At 70.1% G+C, this 19201-nt stretch carries 21 protein-coding genes; 6 read left to right on the top strand and 15 right to left on the bottom strand.

Annotated features, from left to right (window positions below; genetic code table 11):
- Positions 1-43: 43 nt before the first annotated feature.
- Positions 44-682 (bottom strand): histidine phosphatase family protein, encoded by a 639-nt coding sequence (locus tag ACTWQA_RS40625; protein ID WP_443164224.1) that lies wholly within the window; start codon positions 680-682, stop codon positions 44-46.
- A gap of 37 nt (positions 683-719) precedes the next feature.
- Positions 720-1640, bottom strand: coding sequence for a LysR family transcriptional regulator (locus tag ACTWQA_RS40620; protein WP_443164223.1), 921 nt, complete (start codon positions 1638-1640; stop codon positions 720-722).
- A 184-nt stretch (positions 1641-1824) separates the two neighbouring features.
- On the opposite strand from ACTWQA_RS40620, the gene ACTWQA_RS40615 reads away from it, so the two are divergent.
- Complete coding sequence (locus tag ACTWQA_RS40615) at positions 1825-2715, top strand: EamA family transporter (RefSeq protein ID WP_443164222.1); 891 nt, start codon at positions 1825-1827, stop codon at positions 2713-2715.
- Here the strand turns inward: ACTWQA_RS40615 and hemL are convergent.
- The gene (hemL, locus tag ACTWQA_RS40610) at positions 2657-3946 is read right to left on the bottom strand and encodes a glutamate-1-semialdehyde 2,1-aminomutase (RefSeq protein ID WP_443164221.1); all 1290 of its coding nucleotides are present in this window, start codon (positions 3944-3946) and stop codon (positions 2657-2659) included. The two genes, ACTWQA_RS40615 and hemL, sit on opposite strands and share 59 nt — an antisense overlap.
- 50 nt (positions 3947-3996) lie before the next feature.
- Between hemL and ACTWQA_RS40605 the strand changes: the two genes are divergently transcribed.
- Complete coding sequence (locus tag ACTWQA_RS40605; RefSeq protein ID WP_443164220.1) at positions 3997-4221, top strand: PIN domain-containing protein; 225 nt, start codon at positions 3997-3999, stop codon at positions 4219-4221.
- Between the two features lies 1 nt (position 4222).
- On the opposite strand, the gene ACTWQA_RS40600 is transcribed toward ACTWQA_RS40605, so the two are convergent.
- From ACTWQA_RS40600 to ACTWQA_RS40575, 6 genes are all read right to left on the bottom strand, one after another.
- Positions 4223-4852 (bottom strand): bifunctional DNA primase/polymerase, encoded by a 630-nt coding sequence (locus tag ACTWQA_RS40600; protein ID WP_443164219.1) that lies wholly within the window; start codon positions 4850-4852, stop codon positions 4223-4225.
- A 226-nt stretch (positions 4853-5078) separates the two neighbouring features.
- Entirely contained in the window at positions 5079-6062 is a 984-nt protein-coding gene (gene hemB / locus ACTWQA_RS40595; RefSeq protein ID WP_443164218.1) for a porphobilinogen synthase, read from the bottom strand.
- Positions 6059-7618 carry a uroporphyrinogen-III synthase gene (locus ACTWQA_RS40590; RefSeq protein WP_443164217.1) on the bottom strand — a complete coding sequence of 520 codons (1560 nt, stop codon included), beginning with the start codon at positions 7616-7618 and terminating at the stop codon, positions 6059-6061. The genes hemB and ACTWQA_RS40590 overlap by 4 nt, the downstream gene beginning before the upstream one ends.
- On the bottom strand, positions 7615-8487 hold the full coding sequence (gene hemC, locus ACTWQA_RS40585) for a hydroxymethylbilane synthase (protein WP_305914403.1): 873 nt from the start codon (positions 8485-8487) through the stop codon (positions 7615-7617). The genes ACTWQA_RS40590 and hemC overlap by 4 nt, the downstream gene beginning before the upstream one ends.
- A 23-nt stretch (positions 8488-8510) precedes the next feature.
- The gene (locus tag ACTWQA_RS40580; RefSeq protein WP_443164216.1) at positions 8511-9767 is read right to left on the bottom strand and encodes a glutamyl-tRNA reductase; all 1257 of its coding nucleotides are present in this window, start codon (positions 9765-9767) and stop codon (positions 8511-8513) included.
- Entirely contained in the window at positions 9764-10441 is a 678-nt protein-coding gene (locus ACTWQA_RS40575; RefSeq protein ID WP_443164215.1) for a redox-sensing transcriptional repressor Rex, read from the bottom strand. The genes ACTWQA_RS40580 and ACTWQA_RS40575 overlap by 4 nt, the downstream gene beginning before the upstream one ends.
- A 114-nt stretch (positions 10442-10555) precedes the next feature.
- Between ACTWQA_RS40575 and ACTWQA_RS40570 the strand changes: the two genes are divergently transcribed.
- A complete protein-coding gene (locus ACTWQA_RS40570) occupies positions 10556-10792 on the top strand; it encodes a glutaredoxin family protein (protein ID WP_327586325.1) in 237 nt (78 codons plus the stop codon).
- A gap of 4 nt (positions 10793-10796) precedes the next feature.
- Here the strand turns inward: ACTWQA_RS40570 and ACTWQA_RS40565 are convergent, their stop codons facing one another.
- A complete protein-coding gene (locus ACTWQA_RS40565) occupies positions 10797-12248 on the bottom strand; it encodes a putative quinol monooxygenase (RefSeq protein WP_443164214.1) in 1452 nt (483 codons plus the stop codon).
- Between the two features lie 226 nt (positions 12249-12474).
- On the opposite strand from ACTWQA_RS40565, the gene ACTWQA_RS40560 reads away from it, so the two are divergent.
- The 3 genes from ACTWQA_RS40560 to ACTWQA_RS40550 are packed head-to-tail and all read left to right on the top strand — an operon-like array spanning position 12475 to position 14732.
- On the top strand, positions 12475-13146 hold the full coding sequence (locus ACTWQA_RS40560) for a sigma-70 family RNA polymerase sigma factor (RefSeq protein WP_443164213.1): 672 nt from the start codon (positions 12475-12477) through the stop codon (positions 13144-13146).
- Positions 13147-13199: 53 nt separating this feature from the next.
- The gene (locus tag ACTWQA_RS40555; RefSeq protein ID WP_443164212.1) at positions 13200-13838 is read left to right on the top strand and encodes a DUF5667 domain-containing protein; all 639 of its coding nucleotides are present in this window, start codon (positions 13200-13202) and stop codon (positions 13836-13838) included.
- Positions 13839-13856: 18 nt separating this feature from the next.
- A complete protein-coding gene (locus tag ACTWQA_RS40550; protein ID WP_443164211.1) occupies positions 13857-14732 on the top strand; it encodes an HAD family hydrolase in 876 nt (291 codons plus the stop codon).
- A 55-nt stretch (positions 14733-14787) separates the two neighbouring features.
- Here the strand turns inward: ACTWQA_RS40550 and ACTWQA_RS40545 are convergent, their stop codons facing one another.
- From ACTWQA_RS40545 to ACTWQA_RS40525, 5 genes are all read right to left on the bottom strand, one after another.
- Positions 14788-15789 (bottom strand): LCP family protein, encoded by a 1002-nt coding sequence (locus ACTWQA_RS40545; protein ID WP_443164210.1) that lies wholly within the window; start codon positions 15787-15789, stop codon positions 14788-14790.
- Positions 15790-15791: 2 nt separating this feature from the next.
- A complete protein-coding gene (locus ACTWQA_RS40540; protein WP_443164209.1) occupies positions 15792-16370 on the bottom strand; it encodes an RNA polymerase sigma factor in 579 nt (192 codons plus the stop codon).
- A gap of 59 nt (positions 16371-16429) precedes the next feature.
- Positions 16430-17215, bottom strand: a complete 786-nt coding sequence (locus tag ACTWQA_RS40535) for an SDR family NAD(P)-dependent oxidoreductase (protein ID WP_443164208.1) — start codon at positions 17213-17215, stop codon at positions 16430-16432.
- A gap of 65 nt (positions 17216-17280) precedes the next feature.
- A complete protein-coding gene (locus tag ACTWQA_RS40530; RefSeq protein ID WP_442942056.1) occupies positions 17281-18189 on the bottom strand; it encodes a lysophospholipid acyltransferase family protein in 909 nt (302 codons plus the stop codon).
- Positions 18186-19181, bottom strand: a complete 996-nt coding sequence (locus ACTWQA_RS40525; protein ID WP_305914392.1) for an NAD-dependent epimerase/dehydratase family protein — start codon at positions 19179-19181, stop codon at positions 18186-18188. Before ACTWQA_RS40525 ends, ACTWQA_RS40530 begins: the two co-directional genes overlap by 4 nt.
- Positions 19182-19201: the final 20 nt, after the last annotated feature.

Genomic DNA, 19201 nt, shown 5'->3' with positions numbered 1-19201 from the left:
TACCGGCGGGGGCGTACGCCCCTGACATCGGGTGACCTCGGGATCAGGCGCCGGGCACGGACGGCCCGGCGTTCAGCGACCCGGCGGGCTCGCTGTAGCCGATGCTGATCAGCCGGTTGCCGTCGAACGTGAGCGTGGTGAGGCTGGCCAGCGCACACTGCCTGCGCCGGGGATCGTGCCAGAGCCTGCGGCCCTCGGCGGCCATCCTGATCGCCCAGATCGGAAGCTGGTGGCTGACGAGCACGGCCTCGTGCCCGCGGGCCGCCGCCCTGGCCTCCTCGACCATCGACTTCATGCGCTCGACGATGGCCGGGTATGCCTCGCCCCATGACGGGCGCAGCGGGTTCCAGAAATAGCGGTAGTTGCGCCAGTCGCGAAACAGCGCCATCCCCTGCCCGACCGGGCGGCCCTCGAGAAGGTTGCCGGCCTCGATCAGCCGGATGTCCTCCTGGATCTCCAGGCCGAGCTTCTCGGCGAGCGGGGCCGCGGTCTCCAGGGCACGCTCGAGCGGCGAGCTGTAGAGAGCCACGATGTCACGACCGCCGACCGCCTTGGCGACCGTCTCGGCCATGAGCTGACCTGTCTCGGACAGGTGGTAGTCGGGCAGCCTGCCGTAGAGGATGCCGCTGGGATTGTGCACCTCACCGTGGCGCAGAAGGTGGACGACGGTGGTTTCAGCCATGGTCTGGAAAGCCTATCCGCTGGATCAGGTCACACGGTCAGTTGACCGCCCAGGCGTTTTCCTGCACCCTGCTCGCCTCGGCGAGAGCCTCGACCAAAGCCCTGATCGCGGGACGGCGCGCCGCGTCCGCCCGCCACACCGCATAGATGCGGCGCGACTGCCGCGGCCTGATCGGCACCAGCCGCACGCCGGCGGGCACGCAGTCGCGGCCGAGCCGCGGCACGATGGCGCAGCCCAGGCCGGCCGCCACCAGCGCGAGCTGGGTCGGGTATTCGTCCGCCATGCACGCGATCACCGGCTCCAGCGAGGCGTTGCGCAGCGTGAACACCAGCCAGTCATGGCAGACGGTGCCGGGCGAGGAGCTGATCCAACGCTCGCCGTGCAGGTCGGCCAGCTCCACCTCCCTGGCATCGGCGAGCAGGTGACCGGCGGGCAGGGCCACGTCGGCGATGTCGTCGAGCAGCGTGGCCTTGGACAGGCCGTCGGGCAGCGCCATCGGCCTGTTGAGCCAGTCCTGGATGACGCCCAGGTCCAGCTCGCCCCTGGCCACGTCGCGGACGACCCGCTCGGGCTCGCGCTCGTTGAGCTGGATCCACAGGTCGGGATGGCGCTCGCGGAGCGCGGCCAGCGCCTTCGGCATGATGCCGCGGGTCGCGGTGGGGAAGGCCGCGATGTTCAGCCGGCCGACGACCTCGCCGCGCAGCGCCTCGAAGTCGGCCTCGGCGGTCTCGACCAGGGCGAGGATGCGCTCGGCGTGCTCGGCCAGCAGCCCGGCCGCGTCCGTCAGGCGCACGCCGCGGCCGTTGCGCTCCATGAGCCTGGCGCCGGTCTCCCGCTCCAGCTTGGCGATCTGCTGGGACACGGCCGACGGCGTGACCATGAGCGCGTCGGCCGCCGCGCCCACCGACCCGTAGATGTGCACTGCGTGAAGAGCCTTGAGCCGGTTCAAGTCCAACATGTAAGCCAGACTAAAGGGTTTAGCGTAGAAAGTCTCGCTTGTCCTTCAATCTGAAGTGGATGAAAATATATGCATGCGAATCATTAAGTCGAAGAAGCAGCAGTCGGGCTCCACCTCGTACCTGAAGGTGCTCGCCGAGCAGGCGCGCGAGCAGCGGATCCGGTACCAGAAGCCCACTCGCTGAGTGCGCCCCCGCCACCTCACCCTCGCCGTCGGCCTCGCGGCCGTCTGGGGCTTCAACTTCGTCGTCATGCAGGTGGGCCTGCGGCACTTCCCGCCCCTGCTGTACGCGGGGATCAGGTTCGCCATGGCGGCGTTCCCCGCCCTGCTCATCGTGGGGCGCCCCGGGGTCCCCTGGCGCTGGGTCGCCGGGGTGGCGGCCACCATCGGGGTGGGCCAGTTCGGACTGCTGCTCGTGGGCATGCGAGCGGGCATGCCGGCCGGGCTCACCTCACTCGTCCTGCAGATGCAGGCCCTCTTCACCGTCGTGTTCGCGGTGACGCTGCTCGGGGAGCGGCTCACCGCCCGCCGCGTGCTCGGGCTGGCCATCGCCTTCGGCGGGCTGGCCCTGGTCGCACTCGACTTCGGCGTCTCCGGCCCGATCGGCGCCTCCGCCCTATGCGTGGCGGCGGCCGCCGCCTGGGGCCTTGGCAACGTCATCCAACGCCGCGCTGCCCCTCCGGACTCCCTCCGCTTCATGGTCTGGGTCAGCGCATTGTCCGCCCCGCCACTCCTCCTCCTGTCGTTGTGGCTGGAGGGCGTGCCGACGCTGGCCTCACCCCTAGAGGGCTGGCTGTCCCTCCTCTACGTCGCGTTCGTCTCCACACTGGGGGGCTTCGGCGTCTGGGGATGGCTGCTACGCCGCTACGACGCCTCGACCGTGGCGCCGTACACGCTGCTCGTTCCGGTCTTCGGCATGTCGTCAGCCGCCCTGGTCACGGGCGAGCCGCTCACCTGGCTCAAGCTCCTGGCGGCGGCCCTCATCGTCGCCGGCGTGCTCTACGCCGGCACCCGGGTTAAAGAACGGCAGCAGCCGCCTTCGCGGCGGCAGGAAGTGCTTCCGCGACGCGGTTGATCGCCTCGTCGTCGTGTGCGGCCGACAGGAACCACGCCTCGTACGCCGACGGCGGCAGGTAGACACCCTGGTCCAGCATCGCGTGGAAGAACGCGGTGAACGCGGCGGTGTTCTGCGTCTTGGCCTCGTCGAAGTTCGTCACCTCGGCCTCGGTGAAGAAGATCGAGAACAGACTCCCCGCCCGCTGCAGCCGATGCGGCACCCCGGCCGCGGCCAGGGCCTCCGAGGCGGCCTGCCCGACCGCGAGCGCCGCGGCGTCAACCCGCTCGTAGGCCGCCTCGTCCAGCGCACGAAGCGTCGCCAGCCCGGCCGCGCACGCCAGCGGGTTCCCCGACAGCGTCCCCGCCTGGTAGACGGGGCCTTCCGGCGCGAGATTGGCCATGACGTCGGCCCGGCCGCCGAACGCCGCCGCCGGCAGTCCGCCGCCCATGACCTTCCCGAACGTCATCAGGTCGGCCTCGACCGGGTCCAGCCCGTACCAGCCGGCGGACGAGACCCGGAAGCCCGTCAGCACCTCGTCCACGATGAGCAGCGCCCCGTTGGCCGTGCAGAGCTCGCGCAGTCGCGCGTTGAACCCGTCACGCGGCGGGACGACCCCCATGTTCGCCGGACACGCCTCCGTGATCACGCACGCCACGTCGGCCGCCGAGAAGGCCTCCTCGACGGCCTCGATCGAGTTGTACGGCAACACGATCGTGTCAGCCGCCGACGCCCCGGTCACGCCCGGCGTGTCCGGCAGCCCGAACGTCGCCACCCCGGACCCCGCCGCCGCCAGCAACGCATCCACGTGCCCGTGGTAGCAGCCGGCGAACTTGATCACCTTGGACCGCCCGGTGAAGCCGCGAGCCAGCCGCACCGCGCTCATCGTCGCCTCGGTGCCCGAGCTGACCAGCCGCACCTTCTCGACGGGGGCCACTCTGGCGACGATCTCCTCGGCCAGCTCGACCTCGCCCTGCGTGGCCGTGCCGTACGAGAACCCGTGGGCGACCGCGTTCGACACGGCCTCAACCACCGCGGGGTGCCGGTGGCCGAGGATCATCGGCCCCCATGAGCACACCAGGTCCACGTAGCGGTTGCCGTCCACGTCCGTGATGTAGGGCCCCTGCCCCTCGGCCATGAAACGCGGCGTCCCCCCAACCGCCCCGAACGCGCGCACCGGCGAGTTGACGCCCCCGGGCACGATCTGGCGGGCGCGGGCGAATAGGTCCTCGGAGTTCTGAGTACGGCTCACCCGACCCAGGTTAGTCCCGACCCATCCCGCTCCCCGCCCCAGCACGCGCTATGACGGCTAGGTGCATAACGTTTAGTCGCGAGTACGTCGCGCGAGTCAGACGGATCGAGACATGGGCCGACCGGATCACCACGCAACCGCTACGCATCGTCGATCTCCTGCTGTGCGCCACCGCTGTGCACCACGGACTCACAGCGCTGCACGTGGACGACGACTTCGCCACAGTGGCCAAGGTCATGACCGAGGTCGAGCACCGCGACATCCGCCGATTCTGAATCAGTCGGCGAGCCACTCCAGGATGCGCAGCGGGTCAGGCAAGGGCCGCCCGTCCGGGGGCCGCAGCCACGTGACGGGCTGGCCGCTGGGAAGCATCGACGGCGGCGCGAGGACGTAGCTGTCGCGGCAGTGCCACCGCAACCCCGGCGTGTCCTCGATGGTCGCCGGACCGCAGTCCAGGTGACAGGACCACCACTCGTCCTCGTCCTCCGGATTGCCCCGCGTGGCGACATAAAACAAGACCCGGTCGCCACTTGCGGCGACCGGGCCAGAGTGAGCGTCCGCGGCGTCGATCCTGGTGAGGGCCGACAGGCCGGCGGCGAGCGGTACGTCGAAGACGTCGAACACACGTCCCGTGGGCAGAATCACACCGGCCTCGGGCTCGGCCTGCCACCATCGGGTGAGCTGCGCGGGGTCCGTCGTGGCCTGGAGCGACCAGGCGGGAGACAGCGGGTGGACACCCGGGTCGGGACAACCGAGCCGATCACAGGAGCACGCGCGCGGACCGTTCCGAAGCGGATGGGCGCCGGGCACCACGGGCCAGCCCATGGCCGCGTATTCGAGCACGGCGCTGATGCGCGTCGGTCGCGGCCGCTTTTTGGTACGCCGAGCCAGTGGTACCCCCACCATTGGTGTCTCCCGTCACAATCCCTCGCGCGCCTGAGGAGGTCCCGGCTCCGGGCGGACTTAAGCACACGCGGGACACACCAGCACTTGTTATCGCACTCTAACGCACAGGCCACAGGAGTTGACGGGAAACCCCTTGGTACGCGTGCGGAAGCTTGCCGGTCAGACCTCGATGGATCCGCAGCGAAGCGAGGACATCCATCGAGGTACGCGAGCGGAGGCTCGCCAATCAGACACGCCGCGCCACTTCGGTGGCCCAGTACGTCAAGATCAGGTCGGCCCCGGCCCGCTTGATCGCGACCAGCGACTCCATGATCATCCGCTCCCGGTCCACCCAGCCGTTGGCCGCCGCGGCCTCGATCATGGCGTACTCGCCGCTCACCTGGTAAGCGGCCACGGGCACGTCCACCTCGTCCCGGAAGCGGGCGATGATGTCGAGGTAGGCCAGCGCCGGCTTGACCATGACGGCGTCGGCGCCCTCGGCGAGGTCGAGCCGGACCTCGCGCAGTGCCTCCTCCAGCGGCCCCGCGGGGTCCTGCTGGTGGGTGCTGCGGTCGCCGAACTGCGGCGCGCACTCGGCGGCGTCGCGGAACGGCCCGTAGAAGGCGGACGCGTACTTGGCGGTATAGGCCAAAATCGGGATATTGCCGTAACCGGCGCCGTCCAGCGCCGCACGGATCGCCCCCACCTGGCCGTCCATCATCCCGCTCGGCGCCACCATCTGCGACCCGGCCTCGGCCTGGGCCACCGCGATCGAGGCGTAGCGCTCCAGCGTGGCGTCGTTGTCCACGTCACCGGACGGGGTGAGGATCCCGCAGTGCCCGTTGTCGGTGAACTCGTCGAGGCACGTGTCGGCCATGACCACGATGGAGTCGCCGACCTCGGCGTTCACGTCGCGCAGCGCGACCTGCAGGATGCCGTCGGGGTCGTCGGCGGCCGAGCCGCGGGCATCCTTGACGGCGGGGATGCCGAAGAGGATCAGCCCGCCCACGCCGGCCTCCGCCGCCTCGTGGGCGGCCTTGCGCAGCGAGTCGCGCGTGTGCTGCACCACGCCCGGCATGGAGGCCACCGGCTGCGGCTCGGTGATGCCTTCCTTGACGAACATGGGCAGGATCAGGTCGGCGGCGTGCAGCCGGGTGCCCGCCACCATCCGCCGCAACGCGGGGCTGCGGCGCAGCCGCCGCGGCCGGGCGACCGGGAATCGCGCGCTCATCTGAGTCTCCTTCTCGCGCCCCGGCGGTTCTGCGAGGGCTTGCGCGGGGTGTCTCCCGCGGCCAACGCCGCTTGGCGCTGCTTGGCACCGTACTCGGCCAGTGCGGCGGCCAAGGCGGATGCGGATGGCTTGTCGGACATGACGTCGACCCGGAGCCCGAACTCCTCGGCGGTCTTGGCCGTCTGCGGCCCGATGACCGCGATCACGGTGACGTTGTGCGGCTTGCCCGCGATGCCCACCAGGTTGCGCACGGTGGACGACGACGTGAAGAGCACGGCGTCGAAGCCGCCGCCCTTGATCGCCTCGCGGATGGGCGCGGGCGGCGGCGCGGCCCGCACGGTCCGGTACGCCGTGACGTCGTCGCACTCCCAGCCCAGCTCGGTGAGCCCGGCCACCAGCGTGTCGGTCGAGATGTCGGCCCGTGGCAGCAGCACCCGGTTGATCGGGTCGAGCATCGAGTCGTACGGCGGCCACTCGGCCACCAGCCCCTCGGACGACTGCTCGCCCGACGGCAGCAGGTCCGGCCTGACCCCGAACTCGACCAGGGCCCGCGCGGTCGCATCGCCCACGGCCGCCACCTTGAGCCCGGCGAAGGCCCGTGCGTCGAGGCCGTATTCCTCGAACTTCTCGCGTACGGCCTTGACCGCGTTGGCGCTGGTGAAGGCCACCCACTCGTAGCGGCCCGTGACCAGGCCCTTGATCGCGCGGTCCATCTGCTGCGGCGTGCGGGGCGGCTCGACCGAGATGGTCGGCACCTCCTCCGGCACCGCGCCGTAGGCGACGAGCTGCTCGGACAGGCTGCGCGACTGCTCTTTGGTACGGGGAACCAGCACCCGCCAGCCGAAGAGCGGCTTGGTCTCGAACCACGACAGCTTGTCCCGCAGCCCGACAGCCTCGCCGACCACGATCAGCGCGGGCTCGGTGAACCCGGCGTGCTTGAGATCGGCCTGGAGCCTGCCGAGCGAGGACACGACGGTGTATTGCTCGGTCGTGGTGCCGCCACTGCTGACCGCGACCGGCGTGGTGTCGGGCTTGCCGCCGGCGATGAGGGCCTTGCCGATGGCGACGGCGTCACCGATGCCGTGGTAGATGACCAGGGTGCCGCGGCAGGCGGCGTGCTGGGCCCAGTCCTGCTCCTGCGCGGCGTCCACGATCCTGAACTCGGGCACGGCCGTCGCCGGCGGGATGCCCGCGTAGGTGAGCACCGCGGTCGCGGGCGGCACGCCGGGCACGATCTCGAAGTCCACCTCCGCCGTGGCGCAGGCCGCGACCTCCTCGGTGATCGAGGAGAACAGCATGGGGTCGCCCGCGCACAGGCGTACCACGACCTGCCCGCTCATCGCGCGCTTGACGATCTTGTCCCTCAGGTCGTCGTCCTCGACGACCTGGACGCCTTCGTGGCAGTGGCGCAGTAGCGGGCGGTGCGCTTCCTCGCCGAGCACCACGGCGTCGGCCTTGGCGAGCAGCTCGGCGGCGCGGAGCGTGAGCAGATTGGGATCGCCGGGACCCGCGCCCACGAACGCGACGAAACCGGAGGTTGGACTATCGGAGCTCAATGGGAATGCTCCCCCATCAATCTGTCGGCCCCTTCGGCGATCATCTCGGCCGCGAGGCGGCGGCCCAGGTTAACAGCCTCCGAAGGAGAGCCGGCGGCGGACTTGCGGACCGCTTCACGGCCGTCGATGGCGACGACCGTGGCGGTCAAGTTCAGAGTGTGCCCGTCATCGAGCGCGAAAGCACCCACTGGAGCAGCGCAGCCGGCCTCCAGGGCGGCCAGCACCTCACGCTCGGCGGTCACCGCGGAGCGGGTGCGCGGGTCGTCGAGCACGCTGAGGAACTCGATGAGGTCGGGGCGGTCGGCGCGGCACTCGACGGCCAGCGCGCCCTGGCCGGGCGCGGGCAGCAGCTCTTCGATCTCGAAGATCTGCGCGACGTCCGCGGCGCGGCCGATCCTGGTCAGGCCGGCCGAGGCCAGCACGACGGCGTCCAGTTCGCCGGAGGCCACCTTGCCGATGCGCGTGTCGGCGTTGCCGCGGATCGGGACGTATTCCAGGTCGGGGCGCATGGCGCTGAGCATGGCGATCCTGCGCGGCGAGCCGGTGCCGACCCGGGCGCCGGGCGCCAGGTCGGCGAACTTGTGCGGCCCCACCAGCGCGTCGCGGTGGTCGTGCCGGGCCGGGATCGCGGCCAGCGTGAAGCGCGGGTCCTGCTTGGTCGGCAGGTCCTTGAGCGAGTGCACGGCGAAGTCGATCTCGCCTTCGAGCAGCTTGTCACGCAGTGCGGTGACGAACACGCCCGTGCCGCCGAGCTGGGCGAGGTGGGCCTTCGTGACGTCGCCGAACGTGGTGACGCCCACCAGCTCGATCGAGCGCCCGGTGCGCTCGGTGTAGGCGTCGGCCACCATCTGCGACTGCGTGGTGGCCATCAGGCTCCTGCGGGTCCCCAACCTCACAGCTCCACCTCCCTCACGGCCTCGGGCATCTTCGGATCCAGATTGAACAACTCACGCAGCGCTTCCGCATAATGATCGCCTCCTGGGCAGGAGGCGAGCTGCTTGACACGCACGGTCGGCTCGTGGAGCAGCTTGTCGACGACCCGCTGCACGGTCATCGCGACCTCGTCCCTGGACCGCTCGTCGAGGTCGGGCACCCGCATCAGCAGGCGGCCCAGCTCGGACTCGACCACGCCCGCGGCCTTGCTGCGCAGCGCCACCACGGTCGGAGTGACCTTGGCGGCCCGCTCGGCGTCGAGGTAGGCCCGCAGCTCTTCGGCGACGAGGGCGCGTACGGACGGGACCGCGTCGCCCTCCTGCGAGCCGATGCCGGACTCCTGGATCGTCTCCAGGTCGACCAGCGTGACGCCGGCAACCTCGCGCACGGCGGGGTCGATGTCGTGCGGCAGCGCCAGGTCCAGCAGGAAGGCCGGCCGGCTCAGCATGTCAGGCGTGATGATGTGGCGGCCCGCGCCCGTGCACGTGATCACAAGGTCGGCCTCGGCGAGCTCACGCGCCACGGCGGAGAACTCCACCGCACGCCCGCCGACCTTCTCGGCCAGCCGGGCGCCCCGCTCGTACGTCCGGTTGGCCACCACGATGTCGGTCACGCCCGCGCGCACGAGCGTGGCGGCGGCCAGCGAGCTCATCGAGCCGGCGCCGACCACCAGCACCCGCAGCCCGGCCAGCTCGCCCGCCAGCGCCAGGCCCGCGGTGACGAGGGAGGCGCCGGCCTGGTCGATGCCGGTGTCGGTGTGCGCCCGCTTGCCCACCCGCAGCGCCTGCTGGACCAGGTCGTTGAGGGTGGCGCCCACGGTGCCCCGGCGCTGCGCCAGCTTGAGCGCCAGACGGACCTGGCCGAGGATCTGGCCCTCGCCCACGACCATGGAGTCGAGCCCGCACACGACGGAGAACAGGTGCTCGACCGCCTGCTCCTCGTAATGCACGTAGAGGTGCGGCGTCAGCTCCTCGACCGGGACGCCCGAGTGCCGGCCCAGGAGGCCGGCAACGGCGTTGACGGCGGGGTGGAAGCGGTCGACGGTGACGTAGACCTCGACCCTGTTGCAGGTCGAGACCACCATGGCCTCGGCCACGCAGGGGTCCTCCTGCAGGTCGTGCAGCAGCTTGACGAGCGCGTCGCCCGTTATCGACACGCGCTCGAGAAGGGCCACCGGAGAGGTCCGGTGGCTGAGTCCGATCGTCAGAACACTCATTGACTGTCCACCGCCATGAGTGGCCCCCCAGCTTTGCGTTGCTCGTGGAACGCGAGAATCTGCAGTTCGATTGACAGGTCGACCTTACGGACATCGACACTATCCGGGACAGAAAGCACAACCGGCGCGAAGTTCAGGATGCTGGTGACGCCTACGGCAATCACGCGCTCGCAGACCTCCTGCGCCGCCTCCGCCGGTGTCGCCAGCACCACGATCGAGACTCCACGCCGTTTGATGACGGCTTCCAGTTCGTCGATGTGCTCCACATTCAACCCCGCGATGGTGTCGCCCACGACTTCGGGGTCGGCATCGACCAGCGCCGCCACACGGAAGCCTCTGGAGACGAAGCCGCCGTAGTTGGCCAGCGCGCGGCCGAGGTTACCGACACCGACGATCGCGACCGCCCAGTCCTGCGTCAGCCCGAGCTCGCGGGAGATCTGGTAGACGAGGTACTCCACCTCATAGCCTACGCCCCGGGTGCCGTATGAGCCGAGATGTGACAGATCCTTACGAAGCTTGGCGGAGTTGACCCCCGCGGCCACGGCCAGATCCTCGGAGCTGACGGTGGCGGTGCCCCGCTCGGCCATCCCGTGCAACGCCCGCAGGTACAGCGGGAGCCGGGCGACTGTCGCCTCGGGGATGCCGCGGTCACGGGGCTGGGACGGGCTCTTCACGTGCCGGAGCTCCAGGGGACGGGCGGCTTGGGGACCGCGTGATGGAATCGAACCGTCTTTCAGGTTAATCCCTTTGTGAACCGATGCACAAAGTAACCGGAGTACGGTTGCCCTATGCACCGCATCACGCTCATCGGAAAACCCGGCTGTCACTTGTGTGACGACGCGCGCGAGGTCATCGCCAGGGTGGCCGGCGAGCTCGGCGTGCCCTGGGAGGAAGTCAGCATCGAGACCTCCGAGGAGCTCAGGGAGAAATACTGGGAGATGATCCCGGTGACGCTGATCGACGGCGTGCAGCACGACTTCTGGCGGGTCGACGAGGGCCGCCTGCGCGCCGCGCTCTCCGCCTGAATCCTCAGAACATCGCCGTCGGCAGGGGCACGACCTTCGCGGCGTTGATGTTGAGCTCGATGACGTTGGTGGCCAGCACCATGGACTGCCGCTCGTTGACGAACCTCTCGACGTGCGGCTGGCGCTGGTGGTCGCGGTAGGCCACCTCGTCGCGGTAGAGCTCGTAGACGATGCGCTGCAGGGGCGCCGACTTGACGGCGTGGCAGACGTACACCAGCGTGTCGGGCTCGCCGCGGCGCACCGCCTCCACCGTCGCCTCGGCGAGCCGGTCGAACGCCTCCCCCGCGCCGTCCATGATCGTGAACACGGTCAGCAGGCCGTAGATGTTCGGTGACGGCTTGCTGGAGCCGGGCTGCTGCTGGGGCTGAGGTTGGGGCGGGGCGGGCGAGAACACGTCGGAGCCGGTGTAGAACATCCCGGTGGCCGGGCCCGACGGCGGCGGACCGGGCGGCATCGCGTAGTCGGCGCGCTGGGGCGGCAGGTCCTGCTGGGGTGGCGCCGGCTGGGGTGGGGCGCCGTTCATGATGTAACCGGTCGAGGGGCCGGCGCCGGACGGCGGCACCATGCGGGCGGCGTAGTCGACCTGCTGGTCCCCCGCCCGGTATTCGGCCACCAGATCGCCCAGCCCCGTGGGCCTGCGCGGCGGGCCCGGCGGCAGGTCCGCCGCCGGCACGGGCTCCGGCATGGCCGCGCGCCCCCGCTGGGAACGGCCACCGGCCGGCATCGGCGATTCCTGCCTCACAGGGGCTCCTCGCTGGTCGTCGAAGTCGTCCTCATCGTCGTCCTCGTACGGCGCCAGCGGCCGCAGCACGGTGTACCAGATCGCCGCGGCGGCCACGGCCAGCAGCGCCGTGGTGAACAGCGGCGGCACCGTGAACCTCATCGCGCCGACGAGCGCGATCCCCGACGGGACGATGACCAGGGACGCGTGCAGGTTGTCGGTGTCGTACTCGTCGCCGCTGCGCCATTTGAGCCCCGCGACCACGAGCATCGCCAGCATGATCAGCACCGCGACCGCGTGCACGCCGATCAGCAGGTAGCTGGGGACGAGATTCCAGAAGCTCGAGCTCGCGGGCAGCGTCTTGCCCATCTCGGTCGACTTCAGCGGGTCAATGATCATGATCGTGCCCGCGACGATGGTCAGCGCGATGCCCATCAACCACGCGAGGAACCGCGGCGGCACCCGCTCGGTCAGCAGCTGGATCATGCCGACGGCCAGCCAGAGCGGCGCCAGCATCGATCCCGTCACCTGATAAAGCCGGAACGTGACCGACCCGAACCCCATGAGGTAGCCGACCGCGATCACACCCAGTGACAGGCACAGCGCCACGGCCGCGACGGTCCAGGCGATCAACCATCCCTCTGGCTCGTCGCGCAGCCGTCTGATCAAGGCACCAGCCGCGAAGGCGGCGAGGAGCGCACCGGCAAGACCTATGACAGCAACGAGGATCTCCATGGTGACTCCAATGCTGCCGGAGGATGCCTCCCTGCCGGTAGCCGATGACGGAACAGGTACGACGACGTGAGCCGAGTTGAACGGTTCACCGCAGGTAGGGGACCGCGCGCCTACACCGTATCCGCCGATTACAGGTAGTCATGCATGCACTCAGCGGATTGTGAAATTTCCGGTTGATTTCTAGAGTGTTCGAGCACGCCGCACCCCTTACCCCTAGGGATACCGGATGCCTGACTCGCCGCCGTTCGCCGGGCTGCTCGCGCCAGCGGTCGCTGGACCTGCCCCGACGGGCGAGCTCGCCGTGCGCCCAGAGGAGCCGGGCGCGGCAGTGCCCGGCGATGGACGAGCGCCCGACGACGTACGCACGCTCGTGATGCTCGCCAAGGACGGATGCACGGAGTCTTTTGGCACGCTCTACGACCGCTACGTGGACCTGGTCTATCGCTACATCTACTTCCGGGTCGGCTCTCACCAGCTCGCCGAGGACCTGACCAGCGAGACCTTCCTCCGGGCGCTGCGCAGGATCGCCGACTTCACCTGGCAAGGCCGGGACTTCGGCGCTTGGCTCGTGACCATCGCCAGGAACCTGGTGACCGATCACTTCAAGTCGGGCCGCTACCGGCTCGAAATCCCCACCGGGGAGATCATCGACGTTCCGCTCGACGGCTCGCACATTCCGGAGAACGCCGTGGTCACGGCCATCATCAACGACCGGGTGCTGCGTGCCGTCCGAGATCTCAATCCTGAGCAGCAGGAATGCGTGGTCCTGCGTTTCCTGCACGGCCTCTCGCTCGCGGAAACCGCACTGATCATGGGGAAGAAGAGTGGAGCGATCAAAGCGCTGCAGTTCCGTGCCGTACGCGCGCTCGCCCGGGCGCTCAAGCACGACCTGGCGTAACCTCCCCCCTCCACCCCTCGTTAGGCAGGTGTCACGGCCATACGGGAGCTGCCATGGGTAGGGCGCGCAGACGGCGGGAACGCGTGCTCGAGCACCTCACGGAGTTGCGCCGGCTGCCCATCGGCGGCGCGCCGGAGCCATCCTTCCGCGCCCGGCTGCGCGCGGAGCTGCTCTCCGGCGCCCTGACCGCGGAGCGGGCGCGTCCCGCCGCGCCCAAGCACGCTCGCCGCCGCCCGGCACGCCGGCGGCCCCTGCTGTCCCATCTGGCCACGTTCGGGCTGGCGGCGGCCATGATGATCTCGGCGTTCGCCACCTATCAGGCGGTGCCGGGGGACTCGCTCTACCCGCTCAAGCGCGCCGCCGAGAGCACGCTCGTACGCCTCAGCTCCGACGACGCCGAACGCGGCGAGCGGGAGCTGGACTCGGCCAAGACCCGCGCCAAGGAGGTCGCCACCCTGCTCGGCTCTTCCGACGGCACGCTGGTCGGCGAGACGCTCACCGAGATGGAGAAGTCCACGCGGTCGGGCATCAGCCGGCTGAAGCGGGCCGAGCCGCGCTCACCGAAGATCGAAAAATTCGCACGCGACCAGAAAGAGGTCGTCGGGCCGATGCTCCCGCAGCTCAGCGAGGATCAGCAGACCCAAGCGGAGGGCTATTTGCACTACATCGAAGGTCTGGCCGCGCCCGGGTAGCTCTGTAAGCTGGCGCTCATGTGGCGGCTAATCCGACGACGACACGAGGTGGAGCCCGAGGCCGCCGGCGAGGCCGCGGCGGAAGCGGCGATCGCCGTCGCCCCGGTCGAGCCGGACCTCCAGGCGGCGGCCTTCTTCGACGTCGACAACACGATGATGCGCGGCGCCTCGATCTACCACTTCGCCAGAGGGCTTGCCACACGCGGCATGTTCACCACGTCCGACCTGTTCAAGTTCGCCGTGGGGCAGGCGGTGTTCCGGTTGCGCGGCAACGAAAACCCCGAGCACATCGCGGTGGCGCGGGAGACCGCGCTGGCGTTCGTGGCCGGCGCCAAGGTCGACGACGTCGTACGCCTCGGCGAGGAGATCTACGACGAGGTCATGGCCGACCGCATCTGGGGCGGCACCCGGGCGCTCGCCCAGGCCCACCTGGACGCCGGGCAGCGGGTCTGGCTGGTCACCGCCACGCCGGTGGAGCTGGCCAGGGTCATCGCGCAGCGCCTCGGGCTGACCGGCGCGCTCGGCACGGTGGCCGAGACCAGCAACGGCATCTACACCGGTCGGCTGGTCGGCGACCTCCTCCACGGACCGGCCAAGGCCGAGGCGGTCCGGGCGCTGGCCCGTCGTGAGGGCCTCGATCTGACCCGCTGCACCGCCTACAGCGACTCGGCCAACGACCTGCCGATGTTGTCGCTGGTCGGCCAGGCGGTGGCCATCAACCCGGACAGCGAGCTCCGCGAGCACGCCAGGAGACACGACTGGCCCATCAAGGACTTCCGCACCGGGCGCAAGGCGACTCTGACGGCCCTGCCCATCGCCGCCGGCGTGGGCGCCGTGGCCGGCGGCGTAGCCGCCGCCATCGCACTGCGCCGCCACTACCGCACCCAGCGCTGAGCCTCCCCGCACCCCGCCCGGCCCGCCGCGGGCGGCGGGCGGCGGGCGGGTCGCGTCACTTCAGCGATTTGAACAGCTCACCGGCCTCCGGCTGCTTCCACTGGAGGCGGTGGTTGTCGCGTGTGTACGGCTCCCACGGGACCGTCACCACATCCATCTTGGTCTTCGACAGCTCGCCCGCCAGCTCGTACATCGCCTCCAAGCTCAGGTCGGTCTTGACCGCCTTCCGCAGCGCACCGAGGAAGGCCTTCAGCCGGTCGGCGTCCGCGAAGGCCGCGCCGGCCTTCTTCACCATCGCGAGCACGAGCTGCTGCTGCCGCTTGATCCGCCCGATGTCCGACCCATCGCCGACATACCGTAGCCGCGCGTACCCCAGCGCCGTCTCCCCGTTCAGCAGGACCTTCCCGGCAGGCAGCTTCAGCTTCGCCTTCGGATCGTCCACGGCCCGGGCCACGGTGACCTCCACTCCCCCGAGCGCGTCCACCATGCCTTTGAAGCCCGCGAAGTCCACCTCCACCGTGTGCTGGATGGACAGCCCGGTCAGCTTTTCCAGCGTCCTGCGCAGGCAGGCGGCCCCGCCCTTGTTGTACACCGAATTGATCATGTCCGTCCGCGCCGACAGCCCCGAGCAGGCCGGAATCGCCACCATCGAGTCGCGCGGCACGCTGACGGCCGTGGCCCTGCCCCGGTCGGCGGGCACGTGAATGATCATGATGGTGTCGGACCGTTTCCCCGCTCCGGTGGACCGCGGGCCATAGGGAGCGTTGCCCTCGCCCTCCCGCGTGTCCGACCCGATCACCAGAACGTTACGCGTGCCGCTCATGTCCACGGCCTGCGACCCGGCAGGAGGCGCGGCGGTGTGCCGGTCGGCGATCAGCACGGTGGGCACGGCGACGGCGGCGGCCGTGGCGACAGCCACCAGCCCGGCGGTCCACCAGCCTGCCCACCGGCGCCGCGGCCGGGCCCGCAGCAGGCGGTCCCGCTGGCGGACGAGCGTCGCGGGCGGTTCGTGCTCCAGCTCCCTGCCGAGGTCGCGGAGCAGCTTCAGGTCGTCCATCGTCACTCCTCCTCCATGGGGTTGGCGTCGCCGAGCGCGGCACGTACCTTCCGCCTGCCCCTGTTGAGGCGGGAGCGCACGGTTCCTATGGGGATGCCGAGCGCCTGCGCGACCTCCTCGTACGTGAGATCGCCCCAGGCGATCAACAGCAGGACGTCGCGGTCCTTGGCGGGCAGGGCGGCCAGTGCGCCCGCCAGCTCGGCGCGTACGGCCTGAGCGGTCACGCCGGCGGCCACCCGGTCGGCGGGCGACTCGATGTCGGAGTCGACAGGGGCACGCAAGAGGGCGCGGTAGCGGGCGGCCTCCTTGCGGTGGTGCCGGGAGATGAGCTTGGTGAGGATGCCGAAGAGCCACGGCCGGGCGTCCTCGTAGGCCAGGTCGTAGCTCCTCCTGCGGGAGAAGGCGACCAGGAACGTCTCGCCGACGAGGTCTTCCGCGGGCTCGGGGCCGAGCCGTTTGGAGACGTACCGGTAGAGCATGGCGGAGTAGCGGTCGAACAGCTCGGCGAACACCTCGGGGTCGGTCCACGAGGCGCATACGAGCTCCGCGTCCGCACCCCGGGTGGCGGGTTGAAGGATCATCTCCGCCCTTCTGTAGGGGGATCGGTCACCGATGTCTTGCCTCAACCCGCCACAAGGGTTCACAGCTCCTTCAGGAAGCCTCCGTCGACGGCGAACTCGGCGCCGGTCGTGCTGGCCGAGCGCGGCGAAGCCAGCAGGGCGACCATGTCCGCGATCTCCTGCGGGTGCACCAGACGTCCGGTGAGCAGCCTCATCATGTCAGGCGCGACCTGGGCGATGACGTCCTCTTTGGCAGCCCCGGCCATGCCCCCGATGACCTCGGCGGCCCCGCCGTCCTTGGTCCACCAGTCGGTGAGCACCGGGCCCGGCGCGATCGTGTTGACCCGGATCCCCTGCGTGCCGAACTCCTCCGACACGGCTTTGCCGACGTGATTGAGCGCCGCCTTGGCCGCGCCGTAGTCGACGTTGATGGCCCCGGGCTGCCGGGCCGAGCCGCTGGAGATGTTGATGATCGAGCCGCCGCCCCGCTCGATCATGACGGGCACGGCGGCGCGGATCATGCGTACGGCCGCGAACAGGTTGAACTCGAACATCGCCTGCCAGTCCGCGTCGCCGGGCGTCATGAACCCGACCCGCGGCAACCTCACCCCGGGCGGCGGCCCGCCGGCGTTGTTGACGAGGATGTCCACGCCGCCGAACTCCTCCACCGCCCGCGCGATGACCCGCGCCGGCGCCTGCGGGTCCATGAGGTCGACCGCGACGTGCGTCGCTTTGGCGTCGACCGGTGTACGGGAGGCGGCGACCACGTGCGCGCCCTCGTCGGCCAGGGTTCGGGCGACGGCGAGGCCGATGCCCTTGGACGCGCCGGTGACGACGGCGACGCGGCCGGAAAGCTCGAGATCCATGGGGATGTCGTTCGGTGTTTACGACGAATCGCCCGGAGAACACCGGGGACACCCCACCGGTTGCACTACAGGAACGGCGGGAAGGCGTGGCCTCTGCGCAGCCGCAGCTCGTTGAGCATCTGCTGGATCACCTCGCGTATGTGGTCGGTGAGGTTGAACACCAGCATCGGATCGTCGGCCGCCGACGGCTCGTATTCGTCGGTGCGGATCGGCTCGCCGAACTCGATCATCCACTTGGACGGCAGCGGCAGCAGCCCGAGCGGGCCGAGCAGCGGGAAGAACGGCGTGATCGGCAGGTAAGGCAGGCCGAGCGTCCTGGCCAGGAACTTCAGATCGCCGATCTTCGGATAGATCTCCTCGGCGCCCACGATCGCGGTGGGCAGGATCGGCACCCCGGCGCGGATGGCCGACGCCACGAATCCGCCGCGGCCGAACCGCTGCAGCTTGTAGCGCTCGGAGAACGGCTTGCCGACGCCCTTGAAGCCCTCGGGGAACACCCCGACCAGCTCGCCCTTGCGCAGCAGCCGGTCGGCGTCCTCCCTGCAGGCCAGCGTGTGGCCGGTCTTGCGGGCCAGGTGGCTGAGCATCGGCAGCTGGTAGACCAGGTCGGCGCCGAGCAGCCGCAGCGGCCTGCCCACGTCGTCGTGCATGGCCACCTGGAGCATCAGCGCGTCGAGCGGCAGCGTGCCCGAGTGGTTGGCGACGACCAGGGCGCCACCCTCCTCGGGCACGTTCTTGAGCTGGACCGTCTCGACCCGGAACCAGCGGGTGTAGAGGGGCCTGACCAGCTCGAGGAAGACCTTGTCCGTCAGCTCGGCGTCGTAGCCGAACTCGTCGACCTCGTAGTCGCCGCTGACCCGCCTGCGGACGAAGGCCAGGAGCTTGGCCAGGGGCTCAGGATCCGGCTGCTCGAAGGACGGCGCGGCGCTGATCGGGATCACCCGCGCGTCGTCCTCTTCGCTGGGAACACTCAACTCGGCACACCTCCGAACGGGTGCAGGCCCCGGGAACGCAAGAAGTCGTCGTAGGCCGCCCCGGTCGTGAACTTGGGCTTCCAGCCGAGCTCGGCCTCCAGCCTGGAGGTGTCGACAGCGCGGCCATGGCTCATCAGTCTGAGCTGCTCGGGCGAGTATTCGACCAGCCCGACCCGGCGCGCGGTGTTGCCCAGCAGTTTGAACGCGGGCGAGAGCAGTGGCAGCGACAGCCGCCCCGCCCGCCTGGCGCACTGCGACAGCAGCAGCACGCCGACCCCGGCCACGTTGAACGTGCCGGGGTGATCCTCGCTCGCCATCCGGCGCAGCACCTCGACCGCGTCGTCCTCGTGGACGAACTGCAGCCGTGGGTCGAAGCCGAACACGGTCGGCAGCACCGGCTGGGTGAAGTAACGCGTCAGCGGCGAGTCCACGCCTGGACCCATGAAGTTGGCGAAGCGCAGCAGTGACACCGTCACGTCGGGGCGGCGCCGGGCGAAACCGCGTACGTAGCCTTCGACCTCGACCGCGTCTTTGGCGTAGCCGTGGCTGGGACCGTCGTGCGGCTCCAGGTCCTCGGTGAACACCGCCGGATCCCGCGGCGACGAGCCATAGACGGCGGTGGTGGAGCGGACCACCACGCGCCGCACGGTCGCCGACCGCTGGCAGGCCCCGAGCAGCTGCATGGTGCCTATGACGTTGTGCTCCTTCATGGCAGCCCTGCCACCGCTCCGCGAGGGAGCGCTGACCAGGCTCATGTGCACAACAGTGTCGATGTCCGCGGCCGCGATCACCTGAGCGATGTCGGGGCTACGCAGATCGACCCGGACGAACTCCGTCCGGCCGAGGGAGTCGCCGCCGTCCCGCGTCAGCGAGGGGGGCGGCACGGTGTCGACTCCTATGACACGGCTGATGTCCGGGTCCGCAGCCAGAACACTCGCCACCCGGGCGCCGATGTGGCGCGAGACCCCGGTGACGAGCACGGTGTGGGTCATCAGCGCCTCGCAGCTGCGTT

It is taken from the genome of Nonomuraea sp. 10N515B, assembly GCF_052245915.1.
GTDB lineage: Bacteria > Actinomycetota > Actinomycetes > Streptosporangiales > Streptosporangiaceae > Nonomuraea.
This window is presented reverse-complemented; position numbering and strand designations above follow the sequence as displayed.